The sequence below is a fragment of the Mesorhizobium sp. SEMIA396 genome, from assembly GCF_024518615.1.
Taxonomy (GTDB): Bacteria; Pseudomonadota; Alphaproteobacteria; order Rhizobiales; family Rhizobiaceae; genus Mesorhizobium.
The window spans coordinates 1-22,271 of the sequence record NZ_JANIFC010000005.1; the positions used below are offsets into that span (position 1 = coordinate 1).

Annotated in this window: 23 protein-coding genes; 11 read left to right on the forward strand and 12 right to left on the reverse strand. The window is 62.6% G+C overall.

The features are described from left to right. Positions 1–150 precede the first annotated feature (150 nt). Genes NP503_RS13830 through NP503_RS13840 form a run of 3 tightly spaced genes read right to left on the reverse strand, consistent with a single transcriptional unit; the run spans position 151 to position 2,648 of the window. Positions 151–567, reverse strand: a complete 417-nt coding sequence (locus NP503_RS13830; protein WP_127268329.1) for a cupin domain-containing protein — start codon at positions 565–567, stop codon at positions 151–153. Between the two features lie 7 nt (positions 568–574). After that, complete coding sequence (locus NP503_RS13835) at positions 575–1,438, reverse strand: phosphoenolpyruvate hydrolase family protein (protein ID WP_127268330.1); 864 nt, start codon at positions 1,436–1,438, stop codon at positions 575–577. A gap of 13 nt (positions 1,439–1,451) precedes the next feature. Further along, a complete protein-coding gene (locus NP503_RS13840; protein WP_127268331.1) occupies positions 1,452–2,648 on the reverse strand; it encodes a Tm-1-like ATP-binding domain-containing protein in 1,197 nt (398 codons plus the stop codon). A gap of 111 nt (positions 2,649–2,759) precedes the next feature. Between NP503_RS13840 and NP503_RS13845 the strand changes: the two genes are divergently transcribed. The 7 genes from NP503_RS13845 (at position 2,760) to NP503_RS13875 (ending at position 9,579) form a co-directional block, all read left to right on the forward strand. Beyond that, positions 2,760–3,455, forward strand: a complete 696-nt coding sequence (locus tag NP503_RS13845) for a TetR/AcrR family transcriptional regulator (protein ID WP_127268332.1) — start codon at positions 2,760–2,762, stop codon at positions 3,453–3,455. A gap of 360 nt (positions 3,456–3,815) precedes the next feature. Then, positions 3,816–5,132 (forward strand): ABC transporter substrate-binding protein, encoded by a 1,317-nt coding sequence (locus NP503_RS13850; protein ID WP_127268333.1) that lies wholly within the window; start codon positions 3,816–3,818, stop codon positions 5,130–5,132. A gap of 70 nt (positions 5,133–5,202) precedes the next feature. Continuing rightward, positions 5,203–6,108 carry a carbohydrate ABC transporter permease gene (locus tag NP503_RS13855; RefSeq protein ID WP_023812446.1) on the forward strand — a complete coding sequence of 302 codons (906 nt, stop codon included), beginning with the start codon at positions 5,203–5,205 and terminating at the stop codon, positions 6,106–6,108. Position 6,109: 1 nt separating this feature from the next. Beyond that, positions 6,110–7,069, forward strand: coding sequence for a carbohydrate ABC transporter permease (locus NP503_RS13860; RefSeq protein ID WP_127268334.1), 960 nt, complete (start codon positions 6,110–6,112; stop codon positions 7,067–7,069). Continuing rightward, a complete protein-coding gene (locus tag NP503_RS13865) occupies positions 7,066–7,287 on the forward strand; it encodes a hypothetical protein (protein ID WP_127268335.1) in 222 nt (73 codons plus the stop codon). The genes NP503_RS13860 and NP503_RS13865 overlap by 4 nt, the downstream gene beginning before the upstream one ends. Further along, positions 7,284–8,387 (forward strand): ABC transporter ATP-binding protein, encoded by a 1,104-nt coding sequence (locus tag NP503_RS13870; protein ID WP_127272298.1) that lies wholly within the window; start codon positions 7,284–7,286, stop codon positions 8,385–8,387. Before NP503_RS13865 ends, NP503_RS13870 begins: the two co-directional genes overlap by 4 nt. A 106-nt stretch (positions 8,388–8,493) precedes the next feature. After that, positions 8,494–9,579, forward strand: coding sequence for an ABC transporter ATP-binding protein (locus NP503_RS13875; protein ID WP_127268316.1), 1,086 nt, complete (start codon positions 8,494–8,496; stop codon positions 9,577–9,579). Between the two features lie 116 nt (positions 9,580–9,695). On the opposite strand, the gene NP503_RS13880 is transcribed toward NP503_RS13875, so the two are convergent. From NP503_RS13880 to NP503_RS13890, 3 genes are all read right to left on the reverse strand, one after another. Then, positions 9,696–10,127 (reverse strand): DUF4437 domain-containing protein, encoded by a 432-nt coding sequence (locus NP503_RS13880; RefSeq protein ID WP_127268317.1) that lies wholly within the window; start codon positions 10,125–10,127, stop codon positions 9,696–9,698. A 170-nt stretch (positions 10,128–10,297) separates the two neighbouring features. After that, positions 10,298–11,269 carry an AraC family transcriptional regulator gene (locus NP503_RS13885; RefSeq protein WP_164748935.1) on the reverse strand — a complete coding sequence of 324 codons (972 nt, stop codon included), beginning with the start codon at positions 11,267–11,269 and terminating at the stop codon, positions 10,298–10,300. A gap of 515 nt (positions 11,270–11,784) precedes the next feature. Beyond that, complete coding sequence (locus tag NP503_RS13890) at positions 11,785–12,363, reverse strand: TetR/AcrR family transcriptional regulator (protein ID WP_236383011.1); 579 nt, start codon at positions 12,361–12,363, stop codon at positions 11,785–11,787. A 99-nt stretch (positions 12,364–12,462) separates the two neighbouring features. On the opposite strand from NP503_RS13890, the gene NP503_RS13895 reads away from it, so the two are divergent. Continuing rightward, on the forward strand, positions 12,463–13,371 hold the full coding sequence (locus NP503_RS13895; protein ID WP_127268320.1) for an SDR family oxidoreductase: 909 nt from the start codon (positions 12,463–12,465) through the stop codon (positions 13,369–13,371). A 60-nt stretch (positions 13,372–13,431) separates the two neighbouring features. Here NP503_RS13895 and NP503_RS13900 read toward each other — a convergent pair whose 3' ends face one another. Beyond that, on the reverse strand, positions 13,432–13,779 hold the full coding sequence (locus NP503_RS13900) for a GFA family protein (protein ID WP_127268321.1): 348 nt from the start codon (positions 13,777–13,779) through the stop codon (positions 13,432–13,434). Positions 13,780–13,899: 120 nt separating this feature from the next. Here NP503_RS13900 and NP503_RS13905 point away from each other — a divergent pair, with 120 nt between their 5' ends. Beyond that, on the forward strand, positions 13,900–15,195 hold the full coding sequence (locus NP503_RS13905; RefSeq protein ID WP_127268322.1) for an amidase: 1,296 nt from the start codon (positions 13,900–13,902) through the stop codon (positions 15,193–15,195). Positions 15,196–15,213: 18 nt separating this feature from the next. Here the strand turns inward: NP503_RS13905 and NP503_RS13910 are convergent, their stop codons facing one another. From NP503_RS13910 to NP503_RS13930, 5 genes are all read right to left on the reverse strand, one after another. Beyond that, a complete protein-coding gene (locus tag NP503_RS13910; protein WP_236383014.1) occupies positions 15,214–15,360 on the reverse strand; it encodes a hypothetical protein in 147 nt (48 codons plus the stop codon). A gap of 282 nt (positions 15,361–15,642) precedes the next feature. Next, entirely contained in the window at positions 15,643–16,623 is a 981-nt protein-coding gene (locus NP503_RS13915; protein WP_127328209.1) for a hydroxyacid dehydrogenase, read from the reverse strand. Between the two features lie 5 nt (positions 16,624–16,628). Then, positions 16,629–17,345 (reverse strand): FadR/GntR family transcriptional regulator, encoded by a 717-nt coding sequence (locus tag NP503_RS13920; protein ID WP_013529506.1) that lies wholly within the window; start codon positions 17,343–17,345, stop codon positions 16,629–16,631. Positions 17,346–17,347: 2 nt separating this feature from the next. Continuing rightward, positions 17,348–18,517 carry a mandelate racemase/muconate lactonizing enzyme family protein gene (locus tag NP503_RS13925; RefSeq protein WP_127272205.1) on the reverse strand — a complete coding sequence of 390 codons (1,170 nt, stop codon included), beginning with the start codon at positions 18,515–18,517 and terminating at the stop codon, positions 17,348–17,350. Positions 18,518–18,577: 60 nt separating this feature from the next. Beyond that, positions 18,578–19,465: a sugar phosphate isomerase/epimerase gene (locus NP503_RS13930; protein WP_027037785.1), complete on the reverse strand. Its 888-nt coding sequence runs from the start codon at positions 19,463–19,465 to the stop codon at positions 18,578–18,580. Between the two features lie 399 nt (positions 19,466–19,864). On the opposite strand from NP503_RS13930, the gene NP503_RS13935 reads away from it, so the two are divergent. After that, positions 19,865–20,920 carry a sugar phosphate isomerase/epimerase gene (locus tag NP503_RS13935; protein WP_127269536.1) on the forward strand — a complete coding sequence of 352 codons (1,056 nt, stop codon included), beginning with the start codon at positions 19,865–19,867 and terminating at the stop codon, positions 20,918–20,920. A gap of 150 nt (positions 20,921–21,070) precedes the next feature. Continuing rightward, positions 21,071–22,258, forward strand: a complete 1,188-nt coding sequence (locus NP503_RS13940) for a Gfo/Idh/MocA family protein (RefSeq protein ID WP_127269535.1) — start codon at positions 21,071–21,073, stop codon at positions 22,256–22,258. The last annotated feature ends 13 nt before the right edge of the window (positions 22,259–22,271 follow it).

The window sequence follows — 22,271 nt, forward strand, 5'->3', positions numbered from 1 at the left end:
AAGCTCATTGACGGTTGTAGCCGGAGGGGCAGCGGGCGACTTCGCCAAGCCTCGGGCCGGATGGCCATCCGGCCCGAGGCTCAATCGCTTCCATCGCACATAATCATCTCGTGCAGATACAAGGGGCAGCGCTACCCTAGAACAAGTTCATCACTGCCCCGGCGCGATCAGCCTGAAATCCGGCAGCTCGCGCAAAACCAGTTCAGGCCCGGCCGGCGAATAGACGACGAAAAGCTGCATCGGCCCGTCGCCGGTGTTCAGCGTCGAATGAAAGCGGCTTTCCGGGACATAGATGGTACAGCCGGGGCCGACTTTTGCGACCACCGGATTGCCCTTTTCGTCCTCGACCATCTGCTCGCCATGACCGGAGATGACGAAGATGATTTCTTCCGCGCCCGGATGGTTGTGGCGCGTGTGGCCCTTGCCGGAGGGCAGGTCGACCACGCCGCCGGAAAAGCGGGTCGCGCCATTCACCTCCGGCGCCACCGTCAGTGCCAGTTTTCCCCAGTCGAAACCGAAGGCGCTGACGTCCTTCGGGTAGACAAATACCTTGCTCGTGTCGGTCATCGTCTCATCATCCCTTCTTTTTCTTCGTGGTCTTGTCACCACCAAGTGTCACCGCCTTGAAATCGGCCGTCTGTTTGGCGATCGCGGCTTCCGCCGGCAGCCGTTCCATCGAGCTGGCGCCATAGAAGCCGTGCAGGCCCTTGGCATGGGAGAGGATGTAGCGGGCGTCGTCGGGCATCGAGATCGGCCCGCCATGGCAAAGCAGGATGACGTCCTTGCGCACCGAGCGCGCGGCGTCGGCGATGGCATCGATCTCGACGATGCAGTCGTCGAGCGACTTGGCCGAGGTGGCGCCGATCGAGCCGCCTGTCGTCACACCCATATGGGCGACGACGATGTCGGCGCCGGCTTTTGTCATGGCGCGGGCCTCGTCGGGGTTGAAGACATAGGGCGTGGTCAAGAGATCGAGCTTGTGCGCCTCGGCGATCATGTCGACCTCGAGCCCGAAGCCCATGCCGGTTTCCTCGAAGCTTTGCCGCATGCTGCCGTCGAACAGGCCGATGGTGGGAAAGTTCTGCACGCCGGAAAAGCCCATGGTCTTCAGCTCTGCCAGCAGCAGCGGCATGATGACGAACGGGTCGGTGCCGTTGACGCCGGCCAGCACAGGCGTGTGTCTGACCACCGGCAGCACCTCGTAGGCCATTTCCTTGACGATCTCGTTGGCATTGCCATAGGCGAGCAGGCCGGCGGCCGAGCCGCGCCCGGCCATGCGGTAGCGGCCGGAATTGTAGATGATGATGAGGTCGATGCCGCCAGCCTCCTCGGCTTTCGCCGACAGGCCGGTGCCGGCGCCGCCGCCGACGATCGGCACGCTCTTGGCGATCATTCCCCTGAATTTCTTCAGTATATCCTTGCGCGGTATGGCGGGCATCTTTCTGGATCTCTCACTGTCTGGCGATGTCGAGGAAGGCTGATGTTGCAGCCTTTGCGAATTCCGGGTCGTTGATATGCAGCGGCAGGCGCGTCACGCGGCGCTTGCTGTTGGGTTCGATGGTGCGCTCGATGGCATCGAACAGAACGGCGTCGGCTTCCGGGTTGAAGAAGGCGCCGCCTTCGATGTCGAGCGCCGAGACGCCTTTTTCCGGGATGAGAAAATGCACCGGCCCTCCGCAGCGGGCGAGTCTGGTGCCGATCCACTCGCCGATCGCGCGGCATTCGTCCGCCGTGGTGCGCATCAGCGTGACATTGGGATTGTGTTCGTAGAACAGCCGATCGCGATAGGGCTCCGGAATGGTCGAAGGCGCCCAGAAGTTCACCATGTCGAGCGCGCCGACGGAGCCGACATAGGGCAGCCCCGTGCGAACTATGGCGCCGAAACGATCCTCCGTCGCCGGCAGCACGCCGCCGAACAGCAGATCGCAGACTTCGGTCGTGGTGATGTCGACGATACCGGACAGCAAGCCGCTGTCGGCCAGCTTTTCCATGCTGCGGCCGCCGGTGCCGGTGGCGTGGAAGACCATGCAGTCATATCTGGAACGGAGCTGGTCGGCGATGGCGGTCACGCAAGGCGTTGTGACGCCGAACATGGTGAGGCCGATCGATGGTTTGCCGTCGGGTGGCGGCGCCGGCTTGGTTGCCATGCCTACGATCGCCTGGGCGGCATTGTGCAGCACGACACGGGAGATCCGGTTCAGTCCGGCCATGTCGGTCACCGCAGGCATCATGATGATGTCGGAGACATCGACATAGGGTGCGGTATCGCCGGAGGCGAGCGTCGAGACCATGATCTTGGGCAGGCCGAGCGGCAGGGCGCGCATGCCCGACGTGATGATCGAGGTGCCGCCGCCGCCGCCAATGCCGATGATGCCGGAAATGTCGGCGCGCGACTGGACGAAGCGGGCGAAGGCGATGCCCATCGCGGCGACCGCGGCGCCACGGTCATTGCCGCCGAGCACGGCGTCACGGCCGCCGGGATGATGGTCGGCGATTTCCCTCGCGCCGATATCGACGGGGATGGTTGCGTCGCGCGTTCCGACATCGACACGACAAACGAGGGCGCCCGCAGCAGTGATCGCATCGGCCAGGAAGGCGAGCTCCTCGCCCTTCGTGTCCGCGGTACCCGCCACATAGATACGCTTCATTGCGCTCCCCCGATCCTGGCAGGCGCGATGCCGCCCCCATTGCTCATTGCCCGGGCCACTCGACGATGCGGACACCATTGCAAATTTTTGAGACGCGCGTATCGTATTGGTATGAATGTCTCACGTCAACAATCCACTGCGAGCGACGACGCTGAACGGGCAACCGGCCCGGTGCCCGAACGTGGGCCGCGCGCGCGGACCAAACGGCTGATGCTGGAGACGGCAACGAGGCTGATGCAGGCGGGCGTCACGCCCTCGGTCAGCGAGGTCGCCGAGGCGGCCGAGGTTTCCCGTGCCACCGCCTATCGTTACTTCCCGAGCCAGTCGGCACTGGTGCAGGCCGTCGTCGACGAGGGGCTGGGGCCAATCCTCACCTGGCAATCGACCTCCGCCGATGCCGAGCGCCGGGTCGCGGAGCTGTTCGATACGGCCATGCCGCGCATCGAGGCCTTCGAGGCCACGTTCAAGGCAGCACTGAAGCTGTCGCTCGATCAATGGGCGCGGCGTCAGGCCGGCACGCTGGGCGCTGAGCCCGCCTTTACGCGCGGCCATCGCATCGACTTGCTGAAAGATGCGATCGCGCCGCTCAAGAGCCGTTTGCCGCCGCGCGACTTCAAGCGGCTGGCGCAGGCGCTGTCGCTGATCTTCGGCGTCGAGGTGCTGATTGTGCTCAAGGATATCTGGGGACTGGACAGCCGCCGGACGAGGGCGGTCGCACAGTGGGCAGCCGGGGCGCTGGTGCGTGCGGCAGTCGCGGAATCGGTCGATGAAGGAGGCAGCCCCGATCCGAAGGCAGTCATGAAATAGAGCCTATCTGGTTCGACCAGATTGGCATGCACGCTACTGATCTTAGCCGTTGAGTGGGGTGTCGGACAATACCCAATCATATCACTGAGTAGGAAAATCTTGGTAAAACAGGCAGATAAAGCCGGAATCCGATGGCAATGGCCACGTCAAGCTGTCAAGAAAGGGCTTGACGCGCATGCAAAATTGGTAATACCAGATTGGATCAGAAAAGCGGATCGAAAGTGAGGGCTGCGATCCATTTTCCGGCAGGGGCGAGGAGGCTCGAAACCGGGAAGGTGCGATCACGGGAGGAACTACCAGGGCCGGCCCCGTTGCCGGCTCGCACGATAAGGTAGAACGCGCACAAGGGAGGAAATCATTATGCGCAAGTTAGTGACCAGCGCACTTGCTGGTATCGGCTTAACGCTTGCCTGCGGAACGTCCGTTTACGCGCAGGACAAAGAACTCACCATATTCTGGGCGGAATGGGATCCGGCGAACTATTTGCAGGAACTCGTCAATCTCTACGAGGCCGAGACCGGCGTGAAGGTCACGGTCGAAACCACACCTTGGTCCGACTTCCAGACCAAGGCATTCACCGAGTTCAACGCTAAGGGCAGCGCCTACGACATGGTGGTCGGCGACTCGCAGTGGATCGGTGCCGCATCCGAGGCGGGCCACTATGTCGACCTTACCGACTTCTTCAACAAGCATAATTTGAAGGAGGTGATGGCGCCGGCGACTGTCAAGTACTACGCCGAATATCCGTCGGCCTCTGGCAAGTACTGGTCGATCCCGGCCGAGGGTGACGCAGTCGGCTGGTCCTACCGTAAGGACTGGTTCGAGGACCCCAAGGAAATGGAAGCCTTCAAGGCCAAGTATGGCTACGATCTCGGCGTGCCGAAGGATTTCAAGGCGCTGCGCGACATTGCCGAATTCTTCCACCGTCCCGACCAGAAGCGCTACGGCGTCGCCATCTACACCGACAATTCATATGATGCCCTGGTGATGGGCGTCGAGAACGCCATCTTCTCCTACGGCGGCGAACTTGGCGACTATGCCACTTACAAGGTCGACGGGATCATCAACTCCGATCAGAACGTCAAGGCGCTCGAGGTCTACAAGGAACTCTATTCCTTCACACCTCCTGGTTGGGCCAAGAGCTTCTTCATCGAGGACAACCAGGCGATCACCGAGAATCTGGCTGCGATGAGCATGAACTACTTCGCCTTCTTCCCGGCGCTCATCAACGAAGCCTCGAACCCGAATGCCAAGAACACAGGCTTCTTCGCCAACCCTGCCGGCCCGAACGGCGACCAGTTCGCCGCGCTCGGCGGCCAGGGCATCTCCGTCATCTCCTATTCCAACAACAAGGAAGAGGCGATGAAGTTCCTGGAATGGTTCATCAAAGACGAGACGCAGAAGAAGTGGGCGGAACTCGGCGGTTACACGGCAAGTGCCAAGGTGCTCGAGTCGCCTGAATTCCAGAACGCCACGCCTTACAACAAGGCTTTCTACGAAACCATGTTCAAGGTGAAGGACTTCTGGGCGACGCCGGAATATGCCGAGCTGCTCATCGCGATGAACCAACGCGTCTATCCGTACATCACCGGCAATCAGGGCACGGCCAAGGAAGTGCTCGATGCGCTCGCCGCGGACTGGAACGCGACGTTCAAGAAGTACAACCGCGTGAAGTAAGCGGTACTAACGCTCGGAAGGGGTGGGAGCCCACCCCTTCCGTTTTCTTTTCTCAAGGAAGGAACTGGCCTTGGCCACTGCAGTCATGACCACGCTGGATCCCAACTCGCGCTCCGCCACCCGCGGCATGAGCGATCTCACGATCCGAAATCTCTTCATCATTCCGACGATCGTTTTCCTGATCGTCTTCAACATCTTTCCACTGCTCTATTCGCTCGGCTATTCGTTCACCGACTTTCGCGCGTCGAGCCCGGCGGCGGCCAATTTCGTCGGACTGCAGAATTACCGCGAACTGCTGAACGACCCGTTCATCTGGTCGAATTTCGCCATCACCGCCAAATATGTCATCGTCTCCGTGGTCGGTCAGGTCATCGTCGGCTTTGGCGTGGCGTTGCTGCTCAACCGCGATATCCCGCTGAAGGGCCTGCTGACGACACTGCTGCTGTTGCCGATGATGCTGTCGATGGCCGTCGTCGGTCTGTTCTGGAAACTGCTCTATGATCCATCATGGGGTGTCATCAACTATGCACTCGGCCTCGGCAATTTCGAGTGGCTGTCCAACCCTGACATGGCGCTCTACGCGGTTGCCATCACCGACATCTGGATGTGGTCGCCCTTCGTCATGCTGCTGTCGCTTGCCGGCCTGTCGGCAGTGCCGAAGCACCTCTACGAGGCGGCGGCGATCGACCGCGCCGGCTCGTTCTATACCTTCTTTCGCATTACGCTGCCGCTGGTCGCGCCGATTCTGATGATCGCGATCATCTTCCGCACCATGGAGGCGTTCAAGACCTTCGATCTCGCCTACATCCTGACCAGCCAGCCAACCACCGAGGTGATCTCGATCCGGCTCTACAAGATGGCGTTCCAGGAATGGCAGACCGGGCGCTCCTGCGCGCTTGCCTACATCGTGCTGATCATGGTGCTGGCTATCACCAACATCTACGTCAAATACCTCAACAAGGTGAAGGAGCGCTGAGATGGCCGCCGTCCGCACTTCTTCCGAAATCGGCTTCAATCGCGTCGCCATCGTCGTCGTCCTTTTGGTGACGATCATCTTCCTGGCGCCGATCTACTGGATCGCCTCGACGGCGTTCAAGCCGCGCAATCTTGCCACGACCATCCCGCCGACGGTGGTGTTCCAGCCGGAGATATCGCCCTTCGTCAAACTGTTCACCAAGCGCTCGCAACTGCGCAGCGCGCCGACGCCGGAAGAGTATGCGGCAGCGCCCTGGTGGGAGCGCGTCGTCTTCGACGGCGGTGAAAAGATCGTGCGCGACGGCAAGGGCCAGGTGCAATGGTCCGGCTATCCGAGCCGCTTCATGAACTCGCTGATCATCGCCATCACCTCCACGGTGCTGGCGGTCGGCATGGGCACCTTCACCGCCTATGGCTTTTCGCGCTTCAAGGTGAAGGGGGAGGCTGACCTGCTCTTCTTCATCCTGTCGACACGCATGCTCCCGCCGGTGGTGGTGGCGATCCCGATGTTCCTGATGTACCGGGCGGTCGGCCTCAACGACACGCATGTGGGCCTGATCATCCTCTACACCGCGTTCAACCTGTCCTTCTCGGTGTGGCTGATGAAGGGTTTTATGGATGAGATACCGAAAGAGTATGAAGAGGCGGCCCTGGTCGACGGTTACACGCGCATGGAGGCCTTCTTCAAGATCGTGCTGCCCGAGGCGGCCACCGGCATCGCCGCCACCGCGGTGTTCTGCTTCATCACCGCGTGGAACGAATATGCCTTCGCACTGATCATGACCAACCGCCGCGCCCAGACCGCACCGCCCTTCATCCCGAGCCAGGTCGGCTCGGGCCTGCCGGACTGGACGGTGATCGCCGCCGGAACCTTTCTATTCCTGCTGCCGGTCGCGATCTTCACGTTCCTGCTCCGCAACCATCTGCTGCGCGGCATGTCCTTCGGAGCGATTCGCAAATGAGCTTTCGTGCCATCAACCAGAAATATCTGGAGCCCGGTTCGCAGGTGCTGATGGTGCTCGGCATCATAGCACTCTGCCAGCCCTGGAACCTGTTGTTGCACACATATGGCCTGACCATCATCCTGATCGGGCTGGTCGGCTTCAACGTAACCTCCAAGATCGCGCCTGAGGAAAAGGCCGGCACCGGCCAGGTGCGCAATCCGGGAGCACAGCATTGACCCAGATCGAGCTTCGCGGCGTCCAGAAATTCTTCGGCGCCGTCCAGGTCATCAAGGACCTGAACCTCAAGATCGCCGACAACGAGTTCATCGTTCTGCTCGGCCAGTCGGGCTGCGGCAAGACGACGACGCTGCGGGCCATCGCCGGGCTGGAAACGATCGACGAGGGCGACATCCTCATCGACGGCAAACCGATCCAGCATCTAAAGGCCGCCGACCGCGACATTGCCATGGTCTTCCAGTCGTTCTCGCTCTATCCGCATATGAGCGTCTACGAGAACATCGCCTTCCCCTTGCGCGCCACGCGCAAGAGCAAGACGGAGATCGACAGCGAGGTTCGCTCCGTCGCCAAGACGCTGCAAATCACCGATCTGCTGGACAAGAAGCCATCGGCGCTCTCGGGTGGCGACATGCAGCGCGTCGCCATTGGCCGGGCGCTGGTGCGGCGGCCGAAGGCCATGCTGATGGACGAGCCGATCGGCGCGCTCGACGCCAAGCTGCGCGAGGAGATGCGCGCGGAAATCAAGCGGCTGCACATCAAGCAGGGGTCGACAACCATCTATGTGACGCACGACCAGATCGAGGCGATGAGCCTCGCCGACCGCATCGTCATCATGCATGAAGGCGTGCTGCAGCAGGTCGGCTCGCCCGACGAGGTCTATTCGCACCCGGCCAATCTGTTCGTGGCGCAATTCGTCGGCAGTCCGGTGATGAACGTCGCCGATGCGGCAGTCGCCGAGACGGCGTCCTCGGTCTCGGTGACGGTCGGCGGGGCTCCCGCCGGCTTCGAGTTCCCGCGGGCGCTGCTGTCGAAGCTCAACGGCCATGCAGGCGGCCAGCTCGCGCTCGGCATCCGGCCGGAAGGCGTTCTCATCCGCCGCGAGGCGACGGAGGGGTTTTTGCCGGTCGAGACGCAGATCGTCGAGCCGCTTGGCTCCTTCGACATTGTCGATCTCAAGGTCGGCTCAAAGATGCTGCGCGCACGCACCAAGAGCGGCTTCGTCGCCGGTCCCGGCCAGAAGGTGTTCGCCAGGATCGATCCGGCCCAAGCGCATTTCTTCGACACGGCAAGCGGCAAGTCGCTGGGAGTGAGATTGTGATGGCCGAAGGACACGAAAGGCCAATGACTTGGCCTTTCGAACAATCGAACGCCCGGAGCTATAGCGGAGGGCAGACACCCTCGAAAAAGAGATCGGGACGATAGACATGGCCCATATCCAGCTCAAGAACATCTCGAAGACTTTCGGCAACCACACTGCGCTCACCGGGCTCGATCTCGATATTGCCGATGGCGAGTTCTTCGTGCTGCTGGGCGAGACGGGCGCCGGCAAGACGACGACGCTGCGGCTTATCGCCGGCCTGGAAAAGCCGAGCGAAGGCCAGGTCTTCATCGACGGCGTCGACGTCGCCGACTGGGGTGCGGCCGAGCGTGACGTGGCGCTGGTGCTGCAGCAATACTCGCTCTATCCGCGCTACACGGTGCGCGAAAATCTCGAATTCCCGCTGAAGCCGAAAATTCGCCGGCTGCCCGACGCCGAGATCAAGGATCGCGTCGACCGTGCCGCCCGTACGCTGCGGATCGAGCACCTGCTCGACCGCAAGACGGATCGGCTGTCCGGCGGCGAGATGCAGCGCGTCTCGATCGGCCGCGCCATCGTGCGCAAGCCGCGTGTGTTCCTGATGGACGAGCCGCTGTCTGCGCTCGACGCCAAGCTGCGCGAGGCGCTGCGGACTGAACTGAAGAACCTGCAGATGCAGCTCGGCGCCACCTTCCTGTTCGTCACCCACGACCAGATCGAGGCGATGTCGATGGGCGACAAGGTCGGCGTGCTCAACCATGGCCGCATCGTTCAGACCGGCACGCCGCACGAGATCTACAACAATCCGCGCGATACCTATGTGGCGAGCTTCGTCGGCTCGCCGCCAATGAACCTCATCGACGGCAAGCTTGTGAACGGCCGCGCGGTGATGGCGCCGTTGAACTTCGAACTGCCTTTTTCGGGGGGAGCCAAAGCGGGCGGGGCGACCGACGGTCGCCCGCTCGTCTTCGGCATTCGTCCCGAGGACGTCTATCTCGAGAGCGGCGCGCCGGTCGAGGCGCATGTCCACGACGTCGAGAACCACGGCGTCGAAAAGATCCTGACGCTGCGCGTCGGCGACGCGACACTGCGTGCCACCGTGCCGGCCAGGACCGACGTCGCCATCGAGCAGGCGGTGCGCTTTGCCTGGAACCCCGACAAGGTGGTGCTGTTCGACAAGGGCAGCGGCGTCAGCTTGCGGCACGCCTCATAAAGCGCGTCGCGCTGAAACGGATTCATGCGACGCGCTTTAGGTCTTTGTTTTTGTGCATGTCGTTCTCCCAAAACCGAGGTCACTTTTGGGCGACATGCGTGAGGCCGCATCCCAGCCTATTTCTGGAAGTAGGTTTCGTAGGGCGTGTCGTTGATCAGCAGGATCACGCATTCCGTGTCGGAGACGCAGGCGTCGTCATGCATCTCATTGGCTTTCTGGGTCCAGTAGGATCCAGGAGGCAGTTCGACCTTGGTCGCCTCGCCGCCATCCATCTGCCAGTGCGCCCACAGCCCCTTTATGACCACCGCGCGATAATCCGCGGTGTGCGCATGGACCGGTGCACGCCAGTTGCCGGGAACCTTCAGCAACGTGCCTGCCGGGCCCTTGGCCCGCTCGCCCCACAATGGGCCAAGACGATGCGGCTGGTCGGGTACTTCCGCCACATAGGGGATCTTGTCGGCCGGCAGGTAGCTGTCCTCGAGGGCAAAGGCGCGCCCGGGAACCGCAAGCATGACGGCGAGTGCGATGACCTTCAGATGATCTGGCATGGTTCTCCTCTTCGGACCGACTGGACGCCGGCCTCTGGCTGCCTGGTTATGGCAAGCTATTGCATGCGGGTGGCCCGGCAATGGCATTGCGTCCGGAAGGCTTGGCAATTCATCCAGACCCGGCAATTCATCCAGACCCTGCGATCCATGGCCGCGGATCCGGGATCGCCTCAGCGGTTTTCGGAGCTGCCGTCGACGGTGCGCAGGTGGCTGGGCGCGATGCCTATGATGCGCTTGAACGCCCGGCTGAACGACGCTTCGGAATCGTAACCCAGTCTGGCGGCGACCACCGAAACCCGCATCCGATCATCGATCAGCCATTGCCGCGCCTGGTGCATGCGTATCCGGGCGACATATCTCGCCGGTGTTTCGCCAACGACGGCCGTGAAGCGTTCGGCGAAGGCCGATCGCGAGGCGCCCATTTCGCGCGCCAGCGCTTCGACAGTCCAGTTCCTGTCGGGCTGCAGATGAATGGCGGCAACTACGCGGCCGATGTCGCGATCCCTGATCGCCGCGATCCAGCCTCTGGTGTCGCCGCCGCTGTTTTCCACCCATGAACGGATGATGCTTGCAGCCAGTACGTCGGCCAGCCGCGCCAGCATGCCGCCGGAACCGGCGCGGTTCATGGTGATCTCGCCGGCCATGGCTTGCAGCAGATGCGGAATACCTGGCTCGCCAGCCATCAATTCCTTGGCGCGCATCATGTCCGGCATCATGCCCAGCAAGGGGTGCGATCCGTCCAGGTTGAAGTGCATGCTGCCGCAAAACAGCAAGATTTTCGGGCCGTGGCCGCCATTGGAGACATTGAAGACATTGTCCTGCAAAGGCTCGACAGTGTAGCTTTCGATCGGCACGGCAGGAATGCCAGGCGCGCTGGCAACGACATGCTCGGCGCCGCGCGGCAAGAGCAACGCATCGCCGGGTGTCAGCTCAATCCATTCTCCGGCTGGCGAGAACAGCCAGCATCCGCGGCGGCCAATGAAGTGAAATCTTGCTGCCTTCTGGGCAGGAAACAACACGGCCCATGGCTCTGAAAGTTCGCAGCGGCCATAGTCGACGCCATCAAGCCGCAATCCGCGCAAGATGTCGGTGAGCGGACCCTCCGAGGCCGGCAAGGCAGTCTTGGGCGAGGTGAAAACCATGCGGATTTTTCTAGAGCAGTTCATCGTTTAACGGAAACGTTGAACCGCTCTATCTCTTTGTTTTGACGCAATTCCGGACGGAAAAACCGCTTCACACTTTTCCTGGAATTGCTTTAGCCTGGAATCACCAGTCCGTCACGGCCTCCATGCGTCGGCTCAGGGCAACGAACTCGGGTCAACGGGTTCCTTCGGAGCTTTCGCCAGGCGTAGGGACGGAGCATCAAACGAAAAACCCGCCTGTGCGGCGGGTCACTGGCGCAAATCAGCACCATAGACAGAAATGTAGCATAGCTGAGGTCACCGAGTCAAGAAAAAATTCCTATCGCGAAAAGCTGCCGGGACCACCGAACTGGCTGCTGCCTTTGGCAAGCTGAGTTCGAAACCCTGTGCGTCAGCTGGCCTGGCGGATATCGGCCTGTTCCTCGGCCCGGAGATGGCTGCGCGCCGAGCCGATGACGCGCTTGAAGGCGCGGCCGAAGGCGGCATCGGATTCATAGCCGAGACGCCAAGAACCATCACGGTTTTCGGGCCGGCGCCGTTGTGATGGCAGCGACGAAGCGGTTCAGGCTGTCCTCGACATAGGCGGCCACTTCGATCGCCGGGTCAAAGCTCCACCACAGCAACGAGCCTTGCCAATGCGAGGCCATCAGCAGGCCGATGTCGCGTGGCGGGTTGGGCGTCTTGGCAAAACAGGCTGCAAGTGTGTCGCACAGGAACGCCTTCCAGGCCGCACCCCGCGCCCTGAGCACGGGATCGCGCAGATCCTCGCGCAGGACAAGCAGGCCTTCGGCATAGGATTCGATGCCGCCATAGGATTGCGACAGCGCCACCAGCAACGCGACCGCACCGGTGGGGGTTCTGGGAACGGTGGCTGCCAGCTTTCTGGTGTTCTCGTCGAGACCGTCCCAGGCGTGCAGCAAAGTGCGCTGTTTCAGCTGCACCTTGTTCTTGAAGCGCTGCACCAGCGTTGCACCGGAGAGACCGCAGGCCTTTGCCAGACGCTCGAAGGTGAGTGCTTCGGGACCATGCTCGTGGATTAGCCGGTGCGCGGTCTCCAGCACCTGCTCGTCGGACTGGGTTTTTGGCCGTGTCATCTTGACATCCCGATATAACCGAATGATCATTTATATATATGGCGCGAACAGCACAAGCCAGCCTTGTCTGATCGATGAGTCCGTTTTTGGGAGAGTTCAATGACGCTGCAAGGGAAAGTTGCTCTGGTCGCCGGCGGGACGCGCGGCGCCGGACGGGGCATAGCGATCGAACTCGGCGCAGCCGGCGCCACCGTCTATGTCACCGGGCGCAGCACGCGCGCCCAGCAATCCGAATATGCCCGGCCCGAAACCATCGAGGAAACAGCGGAACTGGTCTCGGCGAACGGAGGCAAGGGCATCGCCGTTCAGATCGATCATCTGGTGGCCGACGATGTGCGCAAACTGGTCGAGCGCATCCGCACCGAACAAGGCCGGCTCGACATACTGGTGAATGACATCTGGGGTGGCGAGAAACTGTTCGAGTGGGACAAACCGGTCTGGGACCACAATCTGGACAATGGCCTGCGCATGCTGCGGCTCGGCATCGACACGCATCTGATCACCGCGCACCATGCGCTGCCGCTGTTGATCGAACGTCCGGGCGGGCTGCTCGTCGAGGTCACAGACGGCACGGCCGAATACAATGCCGATCACTACCGGCTGTCGCCATTCTACGATCTCGCCAAGGTCGCGCTGACGCGCATGGCATGGGCGCATGCCCAGGATCTCGCAAAACACGACGCAACGTCCGTGTCGCTGACGCCCGGCTGGCTGCGTTCGGAGATGATGCTGGAAGCCTTTGGCGTGAGCGAGGGCAATTGGCGCGACGCCACCACTGAGGTGCCGCATTTCGTCATTTCCGAGACGCCACGTTTCGTCGGCCGCGCCGTTGCGGCTTTGGCGGCGGATCCGGACCGCTCGCGCTGGAACGGACAGTCGCTGTCCAGCGGCGGGCTGGCGCAGGTCTACGGCTTTACCGACCTCGACGGCTCACGGCCCGACGCCTGGCGTTATGTTCCCGAGGTTCAGGACGCCGGCAAGCCCGCCGATGCGACGGGCTATCGATAGGTAATTGGTTCCTGCGCAATTCCGGACGGAAAACCGCTGCGCACTTTTCCTGGAATTGCGTCAGGCGGACCGCCCGTCGAAATCGAAGACCGACAGGGTCGAGGGATCGAGATCGGCCACGCAGTTGATATTGATGTAGGCGCTGCGTTCACGCCCTTCGCGGACATCCTCTGCAAAGGGATGGATGCCGCAGGCCCGGCAGAACCGGTGCGCGATGGCATGGTTGCCGAATGTGTAGGTGCCCAAATCGTCGCCCCAGGCCAGGACCCGCAAGGTCTCATGCGGAATGGCACACAGCAGGGCGCCCTTGCGCGTGCAGATCGAACAATTGCACCTGATGGCACCGGTCAGTTCGGCCTTGAATTCGAAGGCCACCTTGCCGCAGTGGCAGCTGCCTTTGTAGAGCATCGGGCTTTTCCTCGTATTCGACAGGGTGCAAAACTGCCTGCGCCGGGTTAAGTCTGGGCAAGCCATGCACTGGCCGCACCCCCTTAAGACGTTCGAGGCGTCCGGAGTCCGACACCGAAAATGCAATCCGTTCGTGATCATCTGGAAATCATTCTTGCGCGCCTCGCCGCCCGTGCCGGCGAAGAGCACGTGTTCACGAAGCTCTATGCCGAAGCCGCACGGGCCGCGGCTGATGCCAGCGATGCCCGCAAGCGGGCAAGTGTGACGCTAGGGCCGCTCGACGGCACCGTCGTCTCGATCAAGGACCTGTTCGATGTCGCCGGCGAGCCGACCACGGCCGGTTCGCTGATGCGCAAGACCGCGGCGCCCGCCCAAAGCGACGCGGCCATCGTCAGCCGGCTGCGGCAGGCCGGCGCGGTCATCATAGGCAAGACCAACATGACCGAATTCGCCTTCACCGCGATCGGCGACAACAGGCATTTCGGCACGCCTGGCAATGCCGTGGACGCCAGCCGCATTCCGGGCGGCTCTTCCTCGGGCGCAGGCGTTTCCGTCGGCGAGGCGACAAGCGAAATATCGATCGGTTCCGATACCGGCGGTTCGATACGCATACCGGCTTCACTCAACGGTGTCGTCGGCTTCAAGCCGACAGCGCGACGTGTGCCGCTCGCCGGCGCGTTCCCATTGTCCGCCACGCTGGACTCGATCGGGCCGCTTACCCGAACCGTCGCCCAGTGTGCCGCCGCCGACGCCGTGATGGCCGGCGAGGTGCCGACCGCGCTGGCGCCGATTGCCCTTGCAGGGCTTCGCATAGGCATTCCGCGCGGCGTCCTTTTCGAAGAGACGGAAGACGAGGTGGCGACCGCGTTCGACCGCTGCCTTGGCAAGATCGAGCAGACAGGCGCGCGGATCGCCGACCTGTCGATCGACGATCTGCTCGCCGATTTGCGCGCGGCGACCAAGCGTGGCTCGATCGCTGCGATGGAAGGGGCCGAAGTGCATGCCGACTGGCTGGCGACAGGAGCGTCGGTGCCGGTCGACCCGCATGTCAGCGGACCTTTGTCGCGGGCGGCAATGCTGCCGACGCCTGTCTACATCAGGGCAATGCGTCGTCGCGCAGCACTTGCCGCCGCCATGGACGAGCGGCTGGCATCGGTCGATGTGCTGGCTCTGCCGACCACGCCGGTGACGGCGCCGACCATCGTCTCGATGGCTGACGACGCCGAGCTGCGCGACCGCACCGAGGGCCTGCTGCTGCGCAACACGCAGGTCGCCAACCAGTTCGATCTCTGCGCGATCTCGCTACCGATGCCGGGCACTCCGCTGCCCGCCGGATTGATGCTGGTGGCGCGCAACGGGCATGACCGGCGCCTGCTGCGGATTGCTGCCGAAATAGAGCAGCTGCTTGGCGCGTGACCAGGGCTGAACTGCCTATCAGTGCGACGAACAGTGCTTGCGTTCGCTGTCCTTGGCGGTCCGCACGATACGGGTCGCGACCAGCCAGGGCAGATTGTACTTCTCGCCGGTGATGGTCTGGGGTGCGGTGCTCGATCGAGCCCCTGACGACGATCTTGCCGGCATAAAGCGCGTCGGAAAGATCGGTTATCGCCTTGTCGGCCTGCGGCAATCCGCTTGGATCGATCGAGACGCCCTTGATGATCGCCCCGGTGGCAAGGTCGAGCACGCTGTTCGACGGGCAGGGCGCCTTGAAGCAGCGCAGTCCGTTGTCGCAATAGACATAACTGCTTTCGGCCGCGAATGACGGCATGGCGCAGAGCGAACAGACGACGACTACCAGGAATGCGAGCCGTGGATCGGCATGGCTCTCAACGTCGCGGAGAATTGGGGCGAAACCGCGATGTGTTACGGGCTCGCCGGAAACCGCCGCCGATAGTGATCGACCACTTCCGGATTGCGCAGATTGACCGGCAGCTTGTTGGCCAGCACCAACAAGGCTTCACCCGCCGCGCCGACGCCCATGCGCATCATCGATTCCTCGGTGATCCCGGCCAGGTGCGGCGTGATGATGACATTGTCGAAGCCGAAATAGGGATGGTTCGACGGCAGCGGCTGTGTCGCAAAAACATCGAGCGCGGCACCGCCGATACGGCGTTTCTGCAATGCCTCGATCAGCGCATCGTCATCGATGACCGGTCCGCGCGACACGTTGATCAGCAGCGCATGCGGCTTCATGCGGGCGATCCGCTCACGGTTGATCAGGCCGCGCGTTTCCGGCGTCAGCGGGCAGCACAGAACGATGATGTCGCTCTGCTCGACGAGAGCGTCGATCGACAGGAAGCCGACCTTGTCCGGCGCCGGCTGCATGCTGCGCGTCGTTGCCACCACCTTCAGGTCGAAGCCGTGCGCCGCGATATGGCCGACCGCCTGGCCAACGGCGCCGAGGCCGACGATGCCGATCGTCTTGCCGGCAAACTCGCTGTTGGAATTGGCGTGCTCGCGGCCGGCAAGCCAGCCTTTGGTGCGCAGGTCGCGGTCAACGACGCGGAAGTTGCGCAGCAAAGCCAGCGCCGCGAACATGACGTGCTCGGCAACCGAGCGGGCATTGACCGCCGGCACATTCGCCACCAGCACGCCGGCGGCCGTCGCTGCTTCCATGGGGATCATGTCGAGCCCGGCGCCATGACGGATTGCCGCCCGCAGCAGCTTTGCGCCGTCGAAAAGCTGTGGTGGCAGCGGCGCGCGCACGATGACGATGTCGGCATCCTTCGCCTCGGCGGCCAGCGTGGCCGGATCGATGGCGGAGGCGACGACGAGTTCTCCGGCGCCGGCCAGCATGGCCGAGGCGCGCGGGTGCAGGGCGTGGGTGGTGAGGATTCGGGTCATGTCGGTCAAGCTTTTTCGAGCGCCGGGCTTTGAGGTTCCTCGCCATGGCCCTCGATCAGGCCTTTCCAGTAGCTCTCAGCCCCTTGCAAATGGGCGCTCATCAGCGCCTGGGCGAGATTGCCATCGCGGCGCAGCAGCGCCTCATAGATCTGGATATGCTCGGCATGCGAGCGCACGTTGCGCTCGGGGTCGTTGAAATAGATCGGCAGGCGCTGCTCGCCCATCATATAGTAGACGCTGCAGACATTGTGGAAGACGCTGTTCTTGGTGGCGCGCACGATCTCGAGGTGGAATTCACGGTCTTCCCTGGCAAGCCCTTCGCCGGCGGCAATGCGCTCTTCCGAAGCTTTCAGTATCTCGCGCAGCCGCTCGAAATTCTCCTCTGTGGCGCGCGAACAGGCAAGTTCGGCCGCCTTGATCTCGTGGATCTTGCGCAGTTCGACCGTTTCGTAGATCTGGATCGGGTCGAGCGGCAGGCCCGCGCGGGCAAAGAGCGCCATGGCCTCCACGCTGGCCTGCTTGGTGTCGATGTAGATGCCGGACTTGGCCCGGCGCTCAACGATGCGCATGGCCTCAAGGATGGCCAGCGCCTCGCGGATCTGGCCGCGGCTGACAGCGAAATGCTCCGCCAGTTCGCGTTCCGAAGGCGTACGGCCGCTCTCCTTGTCCGAATGGGAGAACAGGTAGGCAGCGAGTTCCGCGAGGAGGTTCTTTTCTTTCATCGTCAACCGCGCTGCGCGTGCGCCTCCAGGAATCGCTCCGAAATGGTGAATCCCAGACCCGGTTTTTCCGGGATCGCTATCATGCCGTCCCTGGCTTCGACAGTCTCTTCGACCAGATCGTGGATCATCGGGTTGGCGCCGAGCGAATATTCGACGGTAAAACTCGACGGCGAGGCGGCGCAGACATGCAAGCCTGCGAAAAAACAGGGCGCGCCGGCCCACAGATGCGGCGCAAAGCGCAGATTGAAGGCGCTGGCGATGGTGCCGATCTTCATCGCCTCGCTGATACCGCCGCAGAAGGCGGGATCCGGCTGGAAAATATCGGCGGCTTTCAGCACCGCGAGATCGCGGAAGGCATAGCGTGTCGCCTCGCTTTCGCCGGTGGCGATCGGGACGGCACCTGACGCCCGCACTTCAGCCATGCCGGGCTTGTCGTCGGCGATGATAGGTTCCTCGAACCAGGCGAGGTCCAGATCGTTGACAAGGTGGATGAAGCGCTTGGCCTCGGCCACCGTGTAGGTGCCGTGCGCGTCGACCATCAGTTCGACATCGGGGCCGAGCGCCTGCCGTGCGGCCCGCACGCGGCCGGCCGAAATGTGCGCCGCGCCATCCATGGCGCCAACCCGCATCTTCAGTGCCCTGAAACCGCCCTTGGCGATGTAGGATTTCAACTGCTCGCCGATGGCGTCGGCAGCCGCCCAGCCGCCGGACGCGTAAGCCGGCATGCGATCGAGCTTGCGGCCGCCCAGCAGCCGCCAGACCGGAACGCCAAGCGATTTGCCAAGAATGTCCCACAGCGCGATGTCGACGGCGCTGATGGCAGCGATGCTCATGCCGCGCCGCGCCAGTTGCGGCATGGCGTGGCCGCCGCGCGCGGCGCTGTCGTGGCGCACGCCATTGTAGAGCATCTCCCATATGACGCCGATATCCGCCGGATCGCGGCCGACCAGCTGAGGCCCGACCTCATGGTTCAGCATGTGGACGAGTGCACCGTAGCTGCCGGCACTGCCGGCGGCGTTCTTGCCTTCGCCCCAGCCGACCAGCCCGTCATCGGTTTCGATGCGCAGGATGGCGGCGTCGAAGGTCGTCACCTGACCGAAGTCGCTGCGGTGCTGCCGAGCGGCTTCGATCGGAACGCGGATCCACCAGGCTTGGACGGACTTGATACGCATATTCTTCCCCAGCCCCGCCGCCGGTCAGGGCGGAAGGGCGAATTTCCCAGAGGCAGTCGGCTACTTGATCAGCGGCAGCAACGTTTCGGCGTTGATGCGCATCTGGTCGGTGTAGAATTTCTCGGTGAGCACGCTGGAGCCGTGGTCCTGGATGAACTTCAGCTGCTCGGGCGAGATGTCGACCGGATTGCGCTCGACCATGTCGGGATAGGGGGCTGCCGGCGTCCGGTCGACGGGCGCGACGAACTCATTGGTCAGCGCGCCGTCGTAGCCGATCTCGCGCAAGGTGGCGACGATCTTCGGCCAGTCGATCTGGCCGAGGCCGGCGGCAAACCGGTTGTTGTCGGCGACGTGGAAGTCGAACAGGCGCTTTCCGACCTGCCGGATCGCGTCATGGACGTTAAATTCTTCCATGTGGATGTGGTAAGCGTCGAGGCACACGCCGCATTCGGGGCTGACCGCGTCAGCCAGCGCCAGTGCCTGGGCGCCGCGATTGAACAGATAGGTCTCGAAGCGGTTGAGGGGTTCGACAGCGATCTTGACGCCGACCTTCTTGGCGTGGGTGAAGCATTCACGGGTGGCGTCGACGACCCACTTCCATTCCTCTTCTTCGGTCCCGTCAGGCACCACCTTGCCGACGGTGGCCGGAACCAGCGTGATGATCTCGCCATCGAGTTCGCTGACCATGGTCAGCACGTCCTTGACATACTGAACGGAACGCTCGCGCTGGCCCTGGTTCCTGGCGGCAAGGTTGCGCTCGCCCAGCATCAGGGTCACCGCGCCCCAGCAGCGAATACCATGCTCCTTCAGCAGCGCCCGGGTCTCCTTGGTCTTGTACTGCTCGGGCTCGCCGGAAATCTCGATCGACTCATAGCCGAATTTCTTGATGCGCTTGAGCGTCGTCTCCAAGGGTTCCGCGCGCATCCAGTTGTGCGTCGAAAGATGCATGGTCTGTCCTTCCCAAATCGTCTCTATGGTTCGCCTGCGACATGCATCGCCAAAAGGCGACACAAAGGTTCCTCCCCAAGGCGTTCCCAGCCTTTTTTCGCAAACTGGTTCGACCAATTGGGCCTGAGGCGAGGTCTACAGCAAATTCTCCAGATCGGCAAGAAGCGCTGGGGTGCAACTTTCTCTGTAGATTATTTCATTGATTATATTGAGATATATAGGCCTGCAACAGGTGATTTTGGGGTCTTGATGGCGCATTGCGCGGCTTGACCAAATTTCCACATTTGGTAATACCAGAATGGCGGTGCGTGCAAGCACCCGTTGAGAAAAGACCAAAGTGGCTGGCCCTGCTTCCAATCGGCGCTATGCTCGGTCGAGAGAGAAATGAGGGAGGATGCGATGCCGACGACAATGAAGGGCCCTGGGCTGTTTCTGGCGCAGTTCGCGGGCGACGCCGCGCCGTTCAACTCACTGGCGTCGATCACCAAATGGGCGGCCGGTCTCGGCTACAGGGGCGTGCAGATCCCGACCTGGGACGCGCGGCTGTTCGACCTCAAGAAGGCGGCTTCTTCCAAGGCCTATTGCGATGAGGTGAAGGGCATCTGCGCTGACGCGGGCGTCGAGATCACCGAACTGTCGACGCATCTGCAGGGGCAGTTGGTCGCGGTTCATCCAGCCTATGACGCGCAGATGGATGGCTTTGCGCCGCCGTCGGTGCACAACAATCCCGCAGCCCGGCAGGAGTGGGCTGTCGAGCAGATGAAGTTCGGCGCTAAAGCATCGCGCAATCTGGGCCTGAATGCTTCAGTGTCGTTTACCGGCTCGCTGGCTTTCCCTTACCTCTATCCGTTCCCGCAGCGACCGGCTGGACTCATTGAGGAAGCGTTTGGCGAGCTCGGCAAACGCTGGAAGCCGATCCTCGACGTCTACGAGGACAACGGCGTCGATGTCGGCTATGAAATTCACCCCTCTGAGGACGTGTTCGACGGCGCCACTTTCGAGATGTTCCTCGACGCGGTCGGCGGCCACAAGCGCTGCAATATCAACTACGATCCGTCGCACTTCCTGCTGCAGCAGCTCGACTATCTAGAATTCATCGACATCTATCACGAGCGCATCAAGGCGTTTCACGTCAAGGACGCCGAGTTCAACCCGACCGGCCGGCAAGGCGTCTATTCCGGCTACCAGAGCTGGACCAACCGCGCCGGGCGCTTCCGTTCGCTGGGCGATGGACAGGTGGATTTCGGCGGCATCTTTTCCAAGCTGACGCAGTACAATTATGATTCCTGGGCGGTACTGGAGTGGGAGTGCTGCCTGAAGCATCCGGAGGATGGTGCGGCCGAAGGCGCGCCTTTCATCGAGCACCATATCATCCGGGTGACCGAAAAGGCATTCGACGACTTCGCCGCCGGCACCACCGACAAGAAGATGCTGCGCGCCATGATGGGCATCTAGCGCGGTTTCCCCTCCCCCTCGAGGGGAGGGTGGCCCGAAGGGCCGGGAGGGGTCGGTTCATGCCGAGCTCTGCCTCAACGACCCCACCCGATCCGCTGCGCGGATCGACCTCCCCTCAAGGGGGAGGTGAGCAACAGCGAGGAGCAAGATATGGTCGGCGCATCGAAGTCGGAAACGGGAGGCGGCCCGATCCGCTACGGCATGGTCGGCGGCGGGCAAGGCGCGTTCATCGGCGCGGTGCACCGGATCGCGGCGCGGCTGGACAATGATTTCGTGCTGGTTGCCGGTGCTTTGTCAGCCGACCCGGCCCGTGCCAAGGCCTCGGCCGCCGAACTGGGGCTCGACCCCGCACGCAGCTATGCATCCTATGCCGAGATGGCCAAGGCCGAGGCGAAGCGCCCCGACGGCATCGAGGCAGTGGCCATCGTCACGCCCAACAATGTCCATGTGCCGGCAGCAAAAGCTTTCCTCGAGGCCGGCATCCACGTCATCTGCGACAAGCCGTTGGCGACGACGCTGGCCGAGGCGAAAAAGCTTGCGGCGATAGTCGAGAAGACCGGCAAGGTGTTCGTGCTGACGCACAACTACACCGCCTATCCGATGATCCGGCAAGCACGCGAAATGGTCGCCAAAGGTGTTCTCGGCGACATCCGCATCGTGCAGTCCGAATATCCGCAGGACTGGCTGACCGAGGATTTGGCCGCGACAGGCCAGAAGCAGGCGGCGTGGCGCTCCGACCCCAAGCAGGCAGGCGCCGGCGGCGCGCTGGGCGATATCGGCACGCATGCCTACAACCTCGCCCGCTTCGTCTCGGGGCTGGAACTGGACTCCCTGTCGGCCGATCTCGACGCCTTCGTGCCGGGCCGGCTTCTCGATGACAACGTCAACGTCATGCTGCGCTTCAAGCCTATCGGCAAGACGCATCCGGCCAAGGGCATGATCTGGGCAAGCCAGGTGGCGCCCGGCCACGAGAACGGGCTGAAGCTGCGCATCTATGGCTCCAAGGGTGGGCTGGAATGGGTGCAGGCCGACCCGAACTATCTCTGGTACACGCCGTTCGGCCAGCCGAAGCAATTGATCACCCGCAACGGCGCCGGCGCACTGCCGGTGGCGGGCCGTGTCAGCCGCGTGCCGTCGGGCCATCCCGAGGGCTACCTCGAAGGTTTCGCCAACATCTACCAGGAGGCCGCACGCGCCATCCGGGCGGCACGCCGCAAGGGTGGCAAGCCGCCCAAGGATGTCGTCTTCCCGACCATCCAGGACGGCGTAGAAGGCATGGCCTTCATCGAGGCCTGCGTGAAGTCGTCGAAGAAGAATGGGGCGTGGACGAAGCTCTGAAATAGAGGCGGCC

Bases quoted from the DNA above. Each gene is read 5' to 3' on its own strand.
- NP503_RS13880 (WP_127268317.1), bottom strand. From the start codon at position 10,127: ATGCCAGATCATCTGAAGGTCATCGCACTCGCCGTCATGCTTGCGGTT.
- NP503_RS13895 (WP_127268320.1), top strand. From the start codon at position 12,463: ATGACGCTGCAAGGGAAAGTTGCTCTGGTCGCCGGCGGGACGCGCGGC.
- NP503_RS13890 (WP_236383011.1), bottom strand. From the start codon at position 12,363: ATGACACGGCCAAAAACCCAGTCCGACGAGCAGGTGCTGGAGACCGCG.
- NP503_RS13935 (WP_127269536.1), top strand. From the start codon at position 19,865: ATGCCGACGACAATGAAGGGCCCTGGGCTGTTTCTGGCGCAGTTCGCG.
- NP503_RS13910 (WP_236383014.1), bottom strand. From the start codon at position 15,360: ATGCCGGCAAGATCGTCGTCAGGGGCTCGATCGAGCACCGCACCCCAG.
- NP503_RS13835 (WP_127268330.1), bottom strand. From the start codon at position 1,438: ATGCCCGCCATACCGCGCAAGGATATACTGAAGAAATTCAGGGGAATG.
- NP503_RS13915 (WP_127328209.1), bottom strand. From the start codon at position 16,623: ATGACCCGAATCCTCACCACCCACGCCCTGCACCCGCGCGCCTCGGCC.
- NP503_RS13905 (WP_127268322.1), top strand. From the start codon at position 13,900: ATGCAATCCGTTCGTGATCATCTGGAAATCATTCTTGCGCGCCTCGCC.
- NP503_RS13900 (WP_127268321.1), bottom strand. From the start codon at position 13,779: ATGCTCTACAAAGGCAGCTGCCACTGCGGCAAGGTGGCCTTCGAATTC.
- NP503_RS13925 (WP_127272205.1), bottom strand. From the start codon at position 18,517: ATGCGTATCAAGTCCGTCCAAGCCTGGTGGATCCGCGTTCCGATCGAA.
- NP503_RS13875 (WP_127268316.1), top strand. From the start codon at position 8,494: ATGGCCCATATCCAGCTCAAGAACATCTCGAAGACTTTCGGCAACCAC.
- NP503_RS13845 (WP_127268332.1), top strand. From the start codon at position 2,760: ATGAATGTCTCACGTCAACAATCCACTGCGAGCGACGACGCTGAACGG.
- NP503_RS13840 (WP_127268331.1), bottom strand. From the start codon at position 2,648: ATGAAGCGTATCTATGTGGCGGGTACCGCGGACACGAAGGGCGAGGAG.
- NP503_RS13850 (WP_127268333.1), top strand. From the start codon at position 3,816: ATGCGCAAGTTAGTGACCAGCGCACTTGCTGGTATCGGCTTAACGCTT.
- NP503_RS13940 (WP_127269535.1), top strand. From the start codon at position 21,071: ATGGTCGGCGCATCGAAGTCGGAAACGGGAGGCGGCCCGATCCGCTAC.
- NP503_RS13930 (WP_027037785.1), bottom strand. From the start codon at position 19,465: ATGCATCTTTCGACGCACAACTGGATGCGCGCGGAACCCTTGGAGACG.
- NP503_RS13885 (WP_164748935.1), bottom strand. From the start codon at position 11,269: ATGGTTTTCACCTCGCCCAAGACTGCCTTGCCGGCCTCGGAGGGTCCG.
- NP503_RS13865 (WP_127268335.1), top strand. From the start codon at position 7,066: ATGAGCTTTCGTGCCATCAACCAGAAATATCTGGAGCCCGGTTCGCAG.
- NP503_RS13920 (WP_013529506.1), bottom strand. From the start codon at position 17,345: ATGAAAGAAAAGAACCTCCTCGCGGAACTCGCTGCCTACCTGTTCTCC.
- NP503_RS13830 (WP_127268329.1), bottom strand. From the start codon at position 567: ATGACCGACACGAGCAAGGTATTTGTCTACCCGAAGGACGTCAGCGCC.
- NP503_RS13860 (WP_127268334.1), top strand. From the start codon at position 6,110: ATGGCCGCCGTCCGCACTTCTTCCGAAATCGGCTTCAATCGCGTCGCC.